This is a genomic window from Pseudomonas abieticivorans (assembly GCF_023509015.1).
In the GTDB taxonomy this organism is placed as follows: domain Bacteria; phylum Pseudomonadota; class Gammaproteobacteria; order Pseudomonadales; family Pseudomonadaceae; genus Aquipseudomonas; species Aquipseudomonas abieticivorans.
Map to the genome: position 1 here is coordinate 5,544,467 of NZ_CP094975.1, position 13,488 is coordinate 5,557,954.

The following is a 13,488-nucleotide window of genomic DNA, read 5'->3' on the forward strand; positions in this document are numbered from 1 at the left end:
AGCCATGAACGACGATATTTACGAGTACACCGACATACGCTTTCGCACCCTGACCCTGCCCAACACGCAGCTCGAACGCCTTTACGACCAGTGCCGTTGGGCCGAGGGGCCGGTGTGGTTCAACGATGGCGGCTACCTGTTGTGGAGTGATATCCCCAACCAGCGGATTTTGCGCTGGACGCCCGAGCAGGGCGTGTCGGTGTTCCGCGCGGCGTCCAACTTCGCCAACGGCAATACCCGCGACTTGCAGGGCCGCCTGGTGACCTGCGAGCACGGCACCCGGCGGGTGACGCGCACCGAGCCTGACGGCTCGATCACCGTGCTGGCCGAGCGCTTTGAAGGCAGGCGCCTGAACTCACCTAACGATGTGGTGGTGCACCGCGACGGCGCGGTGTGGTTTACCGACCCCACCTACGGCATCCTCAGCGATTACGAGGGCTATCAGGCAGAGCCCGAACAAGCCGGGCGCAATGTGTACCGCATCGACCCCCATAGCCAGGAACTGGTGTGCGTGGCCGACGACTTCGTGCAGCCCAATGGCCTGGCGTTTTCCCCGGATGGCCAAACCCTGTACGTCGCCGATTCGGCCCGCACCCACGACCCGGATGCGCCCCATCACATTCGCGCCCTGGAGGTGGTGGACGGACGCTGGCTGGGCAAGTCGCGGGTACTGGCTCAGATCGAACCGGGCATCCCCGACGGTTTGCGGGTAGACGTGCAGGGCAATATCTGGACCAGCGCGGGGGATGGGATTCAGTGCTTCGACGCCCACGGGACCTTGTTGGGCAAGATCCGTTTGCCGGAGAAAGTGGCCAACCTGACCTTCGGCGGGCCACGGCGCAATCGGTTGTTCATCACGGCCAATACGTCGCTGTACATGATCCATGTGGCGGTGGCGGGGGCGCAGTACCCTTAAGGTTTGGAACACACCTCAGCCGCCCAACACCAACCGCTGCGCCAGGAAGTCCACGAACACCCGCAGCTTGGGCAAGGTCTGCCGGCTGCCGGGCCACAGCAGCGAAAACTGCCCACCCTGCATGGTGTAGTCCGGCAACACCGCCTGCAACTGACCGTCGCGCACATACTGGCTCACGGCGAAATCCGGCAGGTAGGCGATGCCCAGGCCGCCCAGGGCGGCACCGATCAGTGCTTCGATGTTGTTGAAGGTCAGCGTGCCAGGCAACACCAACGGTGGCCGTTGTTCGTGGCCCGCCAGTTGCCAGGGCTGGATCTGGCCGTTGCTGTGGAAGCGGTAGAACAGGCAGGCATGCTGCGCCAGGTTTTCGGGTGTGGTGGGGGTGCCGCGTTCTGCCAGGTAGTGCGGGGCTGCCACCAGCAGCAAGCGGAAGGTGCCCAGGGTGCGGGCCTTGAGGCGCGAGTCGAGGAACTCGCCACTGCGGATGACTGCGTCCATGCCTTCGGCGATCACGTCGACCAGCCGGTCGTTGAAATCCAGGTCCAGTTCTACTTCGGGGTAGCGGCGGGTGAACTCCGGCAAGATGGGCAACAGCATGCGGTAGCCCAGCGCCGGCAAGCTGACCCGCAGCCGGCCGCGCGGCGCTTCGCGCGAGCGTGACAGCTCGGCCTCGGCCTCTTCCAGTTCCGCCACCACGCGGCTGCAGCGCGCATAAAACAGCGCGCCTTCCTCGGTCAGGCTGATGTGCCGGGTACTGCGGTTGAGCAGGCGCACGCCCAGGCTTTCTTCCAGGCGCGCCACGCTCTTGCCCACGGCCGAGGCCGACAGCCCAAGGCGCTGGGCGGCGGCGACGAAACTGCGCAACTCGGCCGCGCGCACGAAGGCGGTCAAACCACTGAGGCTTTCCATGGGGCTCCCATTGCGGACATTATGTCCGCTTAAAGTGGATCGACAGCCTGTTTTTTAACAATTACGGCCATCCTATCCTTGCCGCAACCTTCTGCGCAAAGGATTCGCCCATGTCTCCCATACCCCTCAAGCCTTATTGGACATTGATCGCCGTGTGCCTCGCCGCGATGATCATGCCCATGAGTTTCTCCGCCGGGGCCATCGCCACCCCCGCCATCGGCCGCGACCTGGGCGGCAGCCCGTTGGCCCTGAGCTGGATCACCAACGCCTTCATGCTCGCGTTCGGCAGTTTGTTGATGGCCGCCGGTACCCTGGCCGACGCCTATGGGCGCAAGCGCGTGTTCGTCATTGGCGTCGCGCTGTTCGCCCTGGCCTCGTTGCTGCTGGGGTTGGCGCCGGGCATGCTGTGGCTCGACATGCTGCGCGCGTTGCAGGGCATGGGCGGGGCAGCCGCCTTGGCCGGTGGCTCGGCCTCGCTGGCCCATGCTTTCGACGGGCCGGCGCGCACCCGCGCCTTCAGTGCCTTGGGCACCAGCTTTGGGGTGGGCCTGTCGTTTGGGCCGATATTGGCCGGCTGGCTGATCAGCCATCACGGTTGGCGGGCGGTGTTCGTCTCAAGCGCCGTGATCGGCGCTGGCGCCCTGGCCCTGGCCTGGCGTGGCATGCAAGAGTCGCGTGACCCCAACGCCGGTCCCCTGGACTGGGCCGGTACCCTGACCTTTACCGCAGCCCTGGCGCTGCTGACCTGGGGCATCCTGCAGGCACCTGGCAGCGGTTGGAGCAGCGTGACGGTACTTGGCTTGCTGGCCGCCGCGCTGGTCATGCTGGTGGCGTTCGTACGGGTGCAAGGCCGCGCCGCACGGCCCATGCTGGATTTGTCGTTGTTTCGCTACCCACGCTTTGTGGGCGTGCAGGTGCTGCCGATTGCTACGTGCTACTGCTTCGCCGTGCTGTTGGTGATCCTGCCGTTGTACTTTATTGGCGTGCAAGGGCGCAGCGAGGTGGACACTGGCCTTGCCATGCTCGCCTTGTGCGCGCCGATGCTGGTGGTGCCCGGCCTGGCCGCCTGGTTGAGCCGGTTTGCCTCGGCCGGGGTAATCTCCGGCACCGGCCTGTTGATTGCCGCGCTGGGGTTGTGGCTGCTCAGTGGCCTGGCTGCCGACGCCAGCGCGAGCGCCTGGGTGCTGCCGATGTTGGTGGTGGGCGTCGGTACCGGCTTGCCGTGGGGGTTGATGGACGGCTTGTCAGTGAGCGTGGTGCCCAAGGAGCGCGCGGGCATGGCCACGGGTATTTTCGGTACCGTGCGGGTGGCCGGGGAGGGGATTGCCCTGGCGATGGTGATGGCGCTGCTCAGCGGCTTGATCGCCCGGCAATTGGGCCTGGCTGACAGTGCGCTTGGCGCTGAGGCAGTGACCCTGGCCGCGCAGTACCTGGCCGCAGGCGACCTGGCCCACGCCGCGCAGTCGGCCCCCACGCACGCTTTGCTTGAGGCGGCCAGCCAGGCCATCAGCGAGCTGGCCCGGGTGTTGATGGTGATCACCTTGCTGTGCGCAGGCGTGGTGTTCGTCTTCCTCGGCGAGCGGCGGGTGCAGGCCAGCCAAGGTATTCCCCGGATCAATGATATATAGCCAGCGGGCCCAGCTCTGATACTGTGCCTCAAACAGTCGAACGAGCACGGATGATGAGCGCGACAGAGCAACGTTTGCTGCAGGTCAATGGCATCAACCTGAGCGTTCACAGCGCCGGGCCCGCAGGTGGCCGGGTGGTGTGGTTGCTGCACGGCTTTCCCGAGTGCTGGTACTCCTGGCGCCGGCAGATCGGCCCCCTGGTGGCGGCCGGGTACCAGGTGTTTGTGCCCGAGATGCGCGGCTATGGCCAAAGCAGTGCGCCCCAGGAGGTTGCCGCCTACGACCTGCTCACCCTGTGCGCCGACATTCAGGGCGCCATGGACCAGTTGGGTCACCACGAGGCCTGCGTGGTGGGCCATGATTGGGGCGCGCCCGTGGCCTGGCACCTGGCGTTGCTGGAACCTGAGCGGGTCAAGGCCGTGGTGGCGATGTCGGTGCCGTTTGCCGGGCGCCCCCGGCAACCGGCCATCGACAGCCTGCGCAAGCATTTTGCCGAGCGCTTCAACTACATCGTCTATTTCCAGACGCCAGGGGTGGCCGAGGCCGAGCTGGACGCCGACATCGCCCACACCCTGCGCCTGTTCATGCAGGGCGGCGCCAACGCCGACCTCATCCTCAAGAATAAGCCCGCCAGTGCCCGGCTGTTTGACGGCGTGCCGGTGCCAACGGATCTGCCCCGCTGGTGCACTGCGGATGATTTCGACGTTTACCTGCACACCTTCGCCGGGCGCGGTTTTCATGGCGCGCTTAACTGGTACCGCAACTTCGAGCGCAACTGGCAGCGCACCGAGCCCCTGGCCAACGCCATCGTCGAACAGCCGGCGCTGTTCCTGCTGGGCGACCAGGACCCGGTCGGCGTGCTCGAAGCCCATACCCTCAAGCGCATGCCCGAGCGGGTACCACACCTTGAACAGCATCTGATCGCCGAGTGCGGGCACTGGATACAGAGTGAAAAACCAGATGAAGTAAACCATTTTTTGCTGGCGTTCCTGGCGCGCACCTACCCGCAGGACAGTTCCCGATAAAATTTACTGTCGCTGCCCGGTTAAAACGCATAAAACTGCAGGTGGCGCTTTTTTGGCGCGCTTTGCGGCGCCGAATCAGTGCAATGGCTGTGCTACAGCGCTTTGGCACGCCCGTTGCTGTTTCAATGGGGTGTGGTGGTTTGAACAGGCTGTTTGGGTGATGTGATTAGAATAAGTCGCGCGGCCTGGATCAAGGCGCAGCGACAAGGAGCTTGATATGCCTGATGCGTTTTTTAACGAAATGTACGATGAAAAAGGGCACTGCCGTCCGCACTATCAAGCGTTCGCCAATTGGTTGAAAAGCACCCCCATCGAGTTGCTGGAGCAACGTCGGCGCGAGGCCGACCTGCTGTTTCACCGGGCCGGCATCACCTTCACGCTGTACGGCGACGAGCAGGGCACCGAGCGCCTGATCCCCTTCGACATCATCCCGCGCAGCATCAAGGCCAGCGAATGGCGCGTGGTGGAGAAGGGCTGCATCCAGCGGGTGCAGGCCCTGAACATGTTTTTGGCCGACATCTATCATGACCAGCGCATCCTCAAGGCCGGTATCGTGCCCGCCGAACAGGTGCTGTCCAACGAAGGCTACCAGATGGCAATGCAGGGCCTGGACCTGCACCGCCAGACCTACGCGCACATTTCCGGCGTGGACCTGGTGCGCGATGGCGACGGCAGCTACTACGTGCTGGAGGACAACTTGCGCACGCCCAGTGGCGTGAGCTACATGCTCGAAGACCGCAAGATGATGATGCGCCTGTTCCCGGAGTTGTTTGCCGCGCAGCGGGTACTGCCCATCGACCATTACCCCAACCTTTTGCTCGATACCCTGAAAAGCAGCTCGCCGCTGGACAACCCCACGGTCGTGGTCCTGACCCCGGGGCGCTTCAACAGTGCCTATTTCGAGCACGCTTTCCTGGCCCGTGAAATGGGCGTGGAGTTGGTGGAAGGGGCCGACCTGTTCGTGCGTGACGACCGCGTGTTCATGCGCACCACCTCGGGCGCGCAAGGGGTGGACGTGATCTACCGGCGCCTGGACGACGCCTTCCTCGACCCGTTGACCTTCAACCCCGATTCGATGCTGGGCGTGCCAGGCCTGATGGCGGCCTACCGCTGCGGCAACGTGGTGCTGGCTAACGCTGTGGGCACAGGCGTTGCCGACGACAAGTCGATCTACCCCTACGTCGACGAGATGATCCGCTTCTACCTGAGCGAAGAGCCGGTGCTGAAAAACGTCCCCACCTTCCAGTGCCGCAAGCCGGCCGAACTGTCCCATGTGCTGGCCAACCTGCCGGACCTGGTGGTCAAGGAAACCCAAGGCTCGGGTGGCTATGGCATGTTGGTGGGCCCGGCCTCCACCCAAGCGCAGATCGCCGATTTTCGCGAGCGCATCAAGGCCCGGCCCGAGGCCTACATCGCCCAGCCAACCCTGAGCTTGTCCACCTGCCCGACCTTCGTCGAGCAGGGCATTGCCCCGCGCCACATCGACCTGCGCCCGTTCGTGCTGTCGGGCAGCGAAACCCGCGTGGTGCCCGGCGGCCTGACCCGCGTGGCGCTGCGCGAGGGCTCGCTGGTGGTCAACTCGTCGCAAGGCGGCGGAACCAAGGACACCTGGGTGGTGGAGGAATAATCATATGCTGTCGAGAACCGCTTCGGATCTGTACTGGATGTCCCGTTACCTTGAGCGCGCGGAAAACATGGCGCGCATGCTCGAGGTCAGTTATTCGCTGTCGCTGATGCCTCAAGCCGGGCGCACCGATGGCCATGCGGAACTGGCCATGGCACTGCTGTCGGCCGGCAGCCTGGAGGACTATCACGAGCAACACGGTGAGCTGAACGCCGAGCGCATGCTGCATTTTTTCGTGCTGGAAGAAAGCAACCCCAGCAGTATTTATTGCTGCCTGCGCGCCGCCCGCACCAATGCCCATGCCGTGCGCGGGCGCATCACCGCCGACATGTGGGAGAACATCAACGCCACGTGGCTTGAGATGCGCACCATCGCCCGCCAAGGCTTGGGCGGCTATGGCATCAGCCAGTTCTGTGACTGGGTCAAGCAGCGCTCGCACCTGTTTCGCGGGGCCACCTCCGGCACCATCATGCGCAACGACGCCTATTGCTTCATCCGCCTGGGCACCTTCATCGAGCGTGCCGACAACACCCTGCGCCTGCTGGATGCGCGCTATGAAATGTTCGGCGAGGCGTCCGAGGAGGTCAGCGACGACTCGGCCCGTGGTTATTACCAGTGGAGCGCCTTGCTGCGGGCCCTGTCTTCGTTCGAGGCATTCAACGAGATCTACCGCCAGGCACCGGCTTCGCGCCAAGTGAGCGAATTGCTGTTGCTGCGCGCCGACGTGCCGCGCTCGTTGCTCTCGTGCGTTGAAGAGCTGGACCTGCTGCTGGCCGGCCTGCCCGGCGAGAACGGCCGCAGCGCGCAGCGCCTGGCCGCCGAGTTGAACGCGCGCCTGCGTTACACCGGCATCGAAGAAATCCTGGGCCTGGGCCTGCACATCTGGCTCACCGACCTGATCGGGCAAATCCGTGATCTTGGGCAAACCATTCACCAGTCCTATCTGGAGGTCGTATGAAACTGTCCATCCGTCATGACACCACCTACCGCTACGACGACGAGGTGTGCACCAGCATCCAGTTCCTGCGCCTGACACCCCAGAACAGCGAGCGCCAGACCATCGTGCAATGGCACCTGGAACTGCCCAAGCTTGTGCGCAGCCAGCGTGACCCCTACGGCAACATCCTGCACGTGATGACCCTGGACGAACCCCACGGCGCGATTACCTTGTCGGCCTATGGCCAAGTGGAAATCGACCCGGCGCGCGAAGTGGAGCGCGAAGAGCAGTCGGCCTTCCCGTTCCTGCGCGTCAGCCACCTGACCAAGCCCGACGAGGCCCTCGTGGCCTTTGCCCGGCAGCAGTGCGGCGAGCGCCGCGACCGCAGCGCCCTGATCGACCTGATGAACGCCCTGGCCGAACAAATCGCCTACGTGCCCGGTGCCACCGCGGTGGACACCACCGCCGCGCAAGCCTTCGCCGGGCGTGCCGGCGTATGCCAGGACCACGCCCACGCCTTTCTGGCCTGTGCCCGCAGCCTGGGCGTGCCGGCGCGTTACGTGTCGGGCTACCTGTGCACCGAGGATGCCAGCCACATGGCCAGCCATGCCTGGGCCGAAGCCTGGATCGACGGCGGCTGGTACAGCTTCGACATCACCAACCGCCTGGCCAAGCCTGAGCGCCACCTGAAACTGGCCGTGGGGCTGGACTACCTGGACGCTTGCCCGGTGCGCGGCATGCGCCGGGGTGGGGGCGGGGAGCAAATGTCGGCGCGGGTGCAGGTGAGTTCGCAGTTTCAGATGCAGTATCAATAGAGTATCGCGCTCGGGCGCTTCTCCCTCACCCCAGCCCGCTCCCAGAGGGAGAGGGGGCGAGGGCGGGGCACTCTAAAGCAGCGGCAGCGTGTAAGACACGATAAACCGATTCTCATCCCGACGCCCCGTGGCATCGCCCACCAGTTCGACATTGCGCAACCGAAACGACAGGTTCTTGAGCGCGCCGCTTTGCAGGGTGTACGTAAGGTCGATGTTGCGCTCCCATTCGCTGGCGTTTTGCCCGGCGATCTGGAAGTTGTCGCCATACACATAGCGGGCCATGGCCGTTAACCCGGGCAGGCCGAGGGCGGCGAAATCGAAGTCGTAGCGCCCTTGCCAAGAGCGCTCCTGAGCTCGGTCAAAGCGTAGTACTTGCACGGCGTTGGCAACGCCGGGCAGGTCGGTGTCGTGCAAAAACGGCAGGGCGCTGTCGCCGGCATTGTATTGCAAACCCAGGCGCAAGGTTTGCGGGCCAAGATTGGCCGAGAACATGGCCGAGGGCATGCGGCTGTCCAGCTTGCCCGCCAGGGCATCGCCTGCCTCCCCGGTGTCCAGGTAGTTGAGCAGGGCGCCAAGCTTCCAGCCGCCCAGGGTGGTGGCCAGGGTGCTGGTGTAAAGGGTTTGGCGGTACACATCCTTCAGTTCGCCTTCCCACACCCCTACCGCAGCGCTTGGAGTGATCCGCCAGGTGCCACCCAGGTAATTGAAACGGTCACTGGCCACCGACAGGTAGTTGCCCACCTGCATGGCTCGATTGCCGGTGAACTCGCGGTAATTGACCTGGCGCATCTGGCCCAGGTCGATGTCGAGGTTATCGAATTCGCGAACGCTGAGCATGGCACCTTCGAAGAACTGCGGCAGCAGGCGGGCGTCACCGGCGCTGACCAACGGGATTTTCGGGAACAGCCCGCCCACCTTCAGTTCACTCTTGGAGATCTTCATTTTCGCTGCAGCCGTCGCCTCCGAGTACTCATTCACCGCGCTTGGGTCAGCGTTACGCGGGCCGCCTGCGCGGTTGTAGGCGCCCGGCAGCAAAGCCGAACCGCTTTTGGCGGGAGATGAGTCGAGCTTGACCCCAAGCCCTGCGTACAGGTCCACGCCAAACCCGACCAGGCCTTCGGTATAACCGGACTCGGCCTTGAGGATGAAACCCTGTGCCCATTCTTCGATTTTCGATTGGGCCGGCGCCTTGGAGTCGCGCAAGTCATGGTTGTAGTAGAAGTTGCGCATCGTCAGCGAGGCTTTGCTGTCGCTGAGGAAGTCGGCGTGTGCGGCCAATGGAGCGGCACATAGGGTGATGCAAGCGGTCATTGAGCGGTAGGGTTGAGCGCGAAGCGACTGTTTGATGTTCATTTTTTTATTCTTTTTAGAGGCGAGTTAACCCACGCCAGGGTGAAAAGGCGGTGTGCGTGGGGGCGGTGGTTAAAGCAAGGTTTACCCGGGTTGTTGCGGTGGCTCATGCCATTGCAGGCAAAGCGTGGTAGAGAGGCTTGCGCCCGGCTCGATCACTTGGGTGCCAGACAACTCACCCAGTTGTTGCGCAAGGTTGAAACCATTGGCCAGGTGTGACACCGGCTCTATGCACAGGTACGGCGCGCCGGCTGGGGCGAATACCACCAAGTGGTCCAGGTGCTGGCCGGCGATAAGCGTCAGCCGCCCCTGCGGGTAGTCCAGGGTCACTTCGCCCCCGTATTGCGACAGGTACTGGGCGCAGGTGTGGGCGAGCCCATCCTGCGGCGCCCACTGGTGGTCACGATCGCCGATGGTGCATTGCCCTGTGGCGAGGTAGTCGTCGGCGATCTGCCATTGCCGGCCGCTGCGATAGCTGACCTTCATCCCCGGGTTGGCCTGAAAATAAGGGTGCAGGCCCACGCCCCCGGGCATGGCCGAGGTGCCTTGGTTGGTCAGTACCAGGCGCATCAGCAGTTGATGGCCCTGGAGGCGGTAGTGTTGCTCGGCGCGGATCGGCCAGGGCCAGTGCTCGCCGTGGTAGTCCAGGCTGATGCGGGCCTGATGGCTTGACTGGTCGTCCACCTGCCAGGGCTGGCTATGGCTGACGCCATGCAAGGTGTGCGGCAAGGCCTGAGGGTGGTGGGGCAACACGTGGTGCTGGCCGGCGAAGTCCAGTTGCGCCCCGGCAATGCGGTTGGAGTAGGGGATCAGCGGGTAGGCGCCGCCCTTCGGCCAGTCCAGGGGGTTGAAAGGCGCCGTCGCATCCAGGGGGTGCAGAAGGTCCAAGGCGTGTGCCCGCACCTGCAGGCGCTCGATACGACCGCCCCATGCGGGCAACAGATGCAGGGTCAGCTCGCTGTTTTGCAGCGTCAACCTTGGGGCGCACGTCATGGCCGGCTCCTGGGTGCACGTTGGTAGCGATCAAAAACGCGCGTGTCGATCTGCTGCCCCAAGCCCAGCCCTTGCGGGATCTCGAACTGATGCCCCTGGCGCAGGCCTTCGATGTCGTAGAGCCACGCCTGCGGTTCGACGAACAGGTACTCGATCTGGGCGACGTGCTCCTGCGCCGCGGCCAGGTGCAAGGTGGCCAGGAAGCCGGGTCCGAAGTAGGGGCTGTGTGGCAATACCGGCACGCCATGGTGGCGGGCCAGTTCAGCGATGCGCAGGCACTCGCTGATACCCCCCACCTTGGTGACGCTCGGTTGAATGGAGTCGACCGCTCCGGCCTTCATCGCCTGTTCGAACTGGAACGCCGTGCACCAGTTTTCGCCGCCTGACAGGGGCACGCCTTGGCCACGCAAGCTGTTGAGGGTGGCGAAGTCTTCAGGGGGGAAGATCGGCTCCTCCAGCCAGGCCAATTGCAGGGCTTCAAGTTCGGGCAGCCAGGCGCGCGTATCGGCCAGCGACCAACCGCAATTGACGTCGGTGGCCAGTGGCACGTCGTAGCCAACGGCGGCTCGGCACTGGGCAATTTCCTCGACGGTTACCTCATGCAGCTTGATGTCGCGAAAGCCCATGGCCAGTGCCTGTTCGCAAATGCGCGGCGCCACTTCGCCATCGGCGTAGCGCACCAGGCTGGCATAGGCCTGGACGTGGCTGCGTCGTTGTTCGCTGAACAGGTGATGCAACGGTACGCCGCGCCTGCGGGCGGCCAGGTCCCACAGCGCAATGTCGACCCCGGAGATGGCGAACATCGTGATGCCGTAACGGCCAAACAGGTGCAGTTGACGCTGGGTCTTGAGGTTCCAGGCGGGAATGTCCTGGACCGTGCTGCCCACCAGTACGGGGGCGATCAAGCGGTCGATGGTGGCTTTGGTCGCGTCGGCCGTGAAGTAGCCGAACGACTCCCCCCAGCCCACGTTGCCCTGATCATCCTCGACGCGCACCAGCACGTTTTCCAGGGTGTTCCAGGTGGTGGGGGTAATGCCCTGGCCCTTGCCACCATCACTGAAGGGGATTTCTACGATAAAGGTTTCCAGCTTGCGGATGATCATGGGCGCTCCAGGCAACTGGCCAATGGGCTGACGGCATATGCGCCGCCGACGAAGTCACGGCCCGAGGTGTGGGCGCACATGGCGTCGTAATCAAGAAACCGGGCGGCCACGAAGTCCTTGGCATTGTCCTGGGGGCGGTAGCCCATGGCTTTGGCGCGGTGGTTGCTGAACAGCGCCTGCGGGCTGTCGGACACGCCATAGAACACTTCGTGGTGAAGCGTGGGGTGCTCGATGCCAATGCTCACCAACTGCGCAAGGTCGCGGGCGCTCACCCACAGCCGCAGGCGGCGCGCGTCGCTGACCTGTGGGTCGGCATTGCCAATGCGTATCACGCACAGGGCCATGGCGCTGCGTTGGGCAAAGGTGGCGCAGCACGCTTCGCCAAATACTTTGCTCAGCGCGTAGTAACTGTCAGGTGCCACGGGCAGGTCGTCGAAAACGGGCGCAGCGTCGGTGCGGTATTGCCCCAGCACATGATGGCTGCTGGCAAAGATGAAGCGCTTGACCCCGGATCGTTCGGCGGCCTCCAACAGTTGCAGGGTGGCGTCGTAGTTGGGTTTCAAGGTGGTTTCGAAACGGATGTCGGTGCCGTGGGCGCAGGCCAGGTGCAACACGGCGTCAACACCCTGCACCGCTTGCAGAATGTCTGCCGTGCAGGTCAGGTCGCCCTGCACCGCAGTCTCATTGGCGGCCAGTTCGCTGATGACCGAACGATCAAACAAGCGCAGCGCATAGTGCTGGCGCAGCAGGGGTCGCAGGGCCGTACCGACAATGCCGGCTGCGCCTGTGATCAGAAGGGTTTGCATGGTGGGCTCCTTGATAAAGTGGGCGCGCGGTCAGGCCGGTGAGAGCATGGGGCTGCGTGAGGTGGGGTGGCCGACCAGGAAGGCCACGATCAGTGCACCCAGGATGCCCAAGCCGCCGGCCAGTGCAAAGCCTGCGGCGTAGGTGCCGGAGCTCTGGATGATAATGCCGGTGGCGGTGGGTGCGACGATCCCCGACAGGTTGGCCAGGCCGTGCATGAAGCCACCGGCGGTACCCACCTGGTGGTCCGGCACGGCGTCCTGGATCAGCGACCAGTAGGCGGGTGCGGTCAGCATCAGGAAACCGATGGCCACGGTCATCACGATCACGCTTTGGGTCACGTCCTGGACTTGGCCGGTCAGTGCGATGCAGCAGGCGGCAATCAACAGGCAGGTCACCAGTACCACCTTGCGCGAGAACAGGCGCTTGCCCGTCAGCTTGTAGAGGTAGTCGATGAGCACGCCACCCCCCAGAAAGCCAAGGGTGCCGACCAGCCAAGGCAGTGAGGTGACGATGCTCATGGATTTGAGGTCGATGCCCTTGGCGTCGATCAGGTAGCTGGGAAACCAGGTCATGAAAAAATACAGGATGTAGTTGTAGCAGAACAGCGAGATACCGGTGACCAGCACCGAGCGTTGCAGGATGATCTGCAGCACCGGTGTGCGTGGTGCCTGGGCGGCGGTGGTGACGGGCACCTCACGCTCGAAATTGATCTCGGCGATTTCTTCGAGGCTGACCTTGGCGTGTTCGGCAGGGGTGGACGTCGCCATGCGGTACCAGCACAGCGCCCAGACCAGCCCCATCACGGCAATCACGACGAACGCCACGCGCCAGCCCAGCCACAGGGCCAGGAAACCGACGATGGGGCCTGCCAGCGCGCCGCCCAATGGGCCGCCGGCCTGGTTGATGCCAATGGCGCGGGCACGCTCCTTGATCGGGAACCAACTGTTGACGGTCTTGTTGGCCGTGGTGGACACCGGGCCTTCGCCCACGCCGAACAGGGCGCGCACAAACAGCAGCGACCAGAAATTGAAGGCCAGCGCCGTCAGGCCGCACAGGATCGACCAGCCGCTCATGGCCACCGTCAGTACGCGCTTGGGCCCGTAGCGGTCGGCCAGGTAACCGCCGACAAAACAGAACACCGCGTAACCAATGAAAAAGCTGCTGAAGATCATGCCTTTTTCCGAAGGCGTGAGGTGGTACTCCTGGGTGATGAAGGGCATGGCGATGGACAGCGCCGCACGGTCGACGTAGTTGATCACCATGGCGATGAACAACAGCGTGAGGATCGTCCAGCGATAGTTCTTTTTAGTGTGCATGTTGCCTCTCCCGCCGGCACCTGTACCGCGTGCCGATTATTGTTTTTGTAGGGTCGCCTGTTGCA

The 13,488-nt window shown here is 64.0% G+C and carries 12 protein-coding genes; 6 read left to right on the forward strand and 6 right to left on the reverse strand.

The annotated features are described in order from the left end of the window. The first annotated feature begins 4 nt into the window (after positions 1 to 4). Complete coding sequence (locus L9B60_RS25210; RefSeq protein WP_249673687.1) at positions 5 to 916, forward strand: SMP-30/gluconolactonase/LRE family protein; 912 nt, start codon at positions 5 to 7, stop codon at positions 914 to 916. A 15-nt stretch (positions 917 to 931) separates the two neighbouring features. Here L9B60_RS25210 and L9B60_RS25215 read toward each other — a convergent pair whose 3' ends face one another. Continuing rightward, on the reverse strand, positions 932 to 1,825 hold the full coding sequence (locus tag L9B60_RS25215) for a LysR family transcriptional regulator (protein ID WP_249673688.1): 894 nt from the start codon (positions 1,823 to 1,825) through the stop codon (positions 932 to 934). A gap of 110 nt (positions 1,826 to 1,935) precedes the next feature. Between L9B60_RS25215 and L9B60_RS25220 the strand changes: the two genes are divergently transcribed. The 5 genes from L9B60_RS25220 to L9B60_RS25240 all read left to right on the forward strand — a co-directional run bounded on the left by L9B60_RS25220 (position 1,936) and on the right by L9B60_RS25240 (position 7,854). Continuing rightward, a complete protein-coding gene (locus L9B60_RS25220; protein WP_249673689.1) occupies positions 1,936 to 3,453 on the forward strand; it encodes an MFS transporter in 1,518 nt (505 codons plus the stop codon). Between the two features lie 53 nt (positions 3,454 to 3,506). Then, entirely contained in the window at positions 3,507 to 4,478 is a 972-nt protein-coding gene (locus L9B60_RS25225) for an alpha/beta fold hydrolase (protein WP_249680144.1), read from the forward strand. Positions 4,479 to 4,695: 217 nt separating this feature from the next. Further along, a complete protein-coding gene (locus L9B60_RS25230; protein ID WP_249673690.1) occupies positions 4,696 to 6,105 on the forward strand; it encodes a circularly permuted type 2 ATP-grasp protein in 1,410 nt (469 codons plus the stop codon). Between the two features lie 4 nt (positions 6,106 to 6,109). Then, entirely contained in the window at positions 6,110 to 7,060 is a 951-nt protein-coding gene (locus L9B60_RS25235; protein WP_249673691.1) for an alpha-E domain-containing protein, read from the forward strand. After that, positions 7,057 to 7,854, forward strand: a complete 798-nt coding sequence (locus L9B60_RS25240) for a transglutaminase family protein (RefSeq protein WP_249673692.1) — start codon at positions 7,057 to 7,059, stop codon at positions 7,852 to 7,854. The genes L9B60_RS25235 and L9B60_RS25240 overlap by 4 nt, the downstream gene beginning before the upstream one ends. 72 nt (positions 7,855 to 7,926) lie before the next feature. Here the strand turns inward: L9B60_RS25240 and L9B60_RS25245 are convergent, their stop codons facing one another. The 5 genes from L9B60_RS25245 to L9B60_RS25265 form a co-directional block, all read right to left on the reverse strand. Then, a complete protein-coding gene (locus L9B60_RS25245; RefSeq protein WP_249673693.1) occupies positions 7,927 to 9,207 on the reverse strand; it encodes an OprD family porin in 1,281 nt (426 codons plus the stop codon). Positions 9,208 to 9,288: 81 nt separating this feature from the next. After that, positions 9,289 to 10,197, reverse strand: a complete 909-nt coding sequence (locus L9B60_RS25250) for an aldose epimerase family protein (protein ID WP_249673694.1) — start codon at positions 10,195 to 10,197, stop codon at positions 9,289 to 9,291. Then, positions 10,194 to 11,300 (reverse strand): mandelate racemase/muconate lactonizing enzyme family protein, encoded by a 1,107-nt coding sequence (locus tag L9B60_RS25255; protein WP_249673695.1) that lies wholly within the window; start codon positions 11,298 to 11,300, stop codon positions 10,194 to 10,196. Before L9B60_RS25255 ends, L9B60_RS25250 begins: the two co-directional genes overlap by 4 nt. After that, positions 11,297 to 12,106 carry an NAD-dependent epimerase/dehydratase family protein gene (locus L9B60_RS25260; RefSeq protein WP_249673696.1) on the reverse strand — a complete coding sequence of 270 codons (810 nt, stop codon included), beginning with the start codon at positions 12,104 to 12,106 and terminating at the stop codon, positions 11,297 to 11,299. Before L9B60_RS25260 ends, L9B60_RS25255 begins: the two co-directional genes overlap by 4 nt. 30 nt (positions 12,107 to 12,136) lie before the next feature. Continuing rightward, complete coding sequence (locus L9B60_RS25265; protein ID WP_249673697.1) at positions 12,137 to 13,423, reverse strand: MFS transporter; 1,287 nt, start codon at positions 13,421 to 13,423, stop codon at positions 12,137 to 12,139. Positions 13,424 to 13,488: the final 65 nt, after the last annotated feature.

Coding starts and splice junctions, on each gene's coding strand:
- L9B60_RS25220 (WP_249673689.1), top strand. CDS start 1,936: ATGTCTCCCATACCCCTCAAGCCTTATTGGACATTGATCGCCGTGTGC.
- L9B60_RS25210 (WP_249673687.1), top strand. CDS start 5: ATGAACGACGATATTTACGAGTACACCGACATACGCTTTCGCACCCTG.
- L9B60_RS25225 (WP_249680144.1), top strand. CDS start 3,507: ATGAGCGCGACAGAGCAACGTTTGCTGCAGGTCAATGGCATCAACCTG.
- L9B60_RS25245 (WP_249673693.1), bottom strand. CDS start 9,207: ATGAACATCAAACAGTCGCTTCGCGCTCAACCCTACCGCTCAATGACC.
- L9B60_RS25230 (WP_249673690.1), top strand. CDS start 4,696: ATGCCTGATGCGTTTTTTAACGAAATGTACGATGAAAAAGGGCACTGC.
- L9B60_RS25235 (WP_249673691.1), top strand. CDS start 6,110: ATGCTGTCGAGAACCGCTTCGGATCTGTACTGGATGTCCCGTTACCTT.
- L9B60_RS25265 (WP_249673697.1), bottom strand. CDS start 13,423: ATGCACACTAAAAAGAACTATCGCTGGACGATCCTCACGCTGTTGTTC.
- L9B60_RS25255 (WP_249673695.1), bottom strand. CDS start 11,300: ATGATCATCCGCAAGCTGGAAACCTTTATCGTAGAAATCCCCTTCAGT.
- L9B60_RS25250 (WP_249673694.1), bottom strand. CDS start 10,197: ATGACGTGCGCCCCAAGGTTGACGCTGCAAAACAGCGAGCTGACCCTG.
- L9B60_RS25260 (WP_249673696.1), bottom strand. CDS start 12,106: ATGCAAACCCTTCTGATCACAGGCGCAGCCGGCATTGTCGGTACGGCC.
- L9B60_RS25215 (WP_249673688.1), bottom strand. CDS start 1,825: ATGGAAAGCCTCAGTGGTTTGACCGCCTTCGTGCGCGCGGCCGAGTTG.
- L9B60_RS25240 (WP_249673692.1), top strand. CDS start 7,057: ATGAAACTGTCCATCCGTCATGACACCACCTACCGCTACGACGACGAG.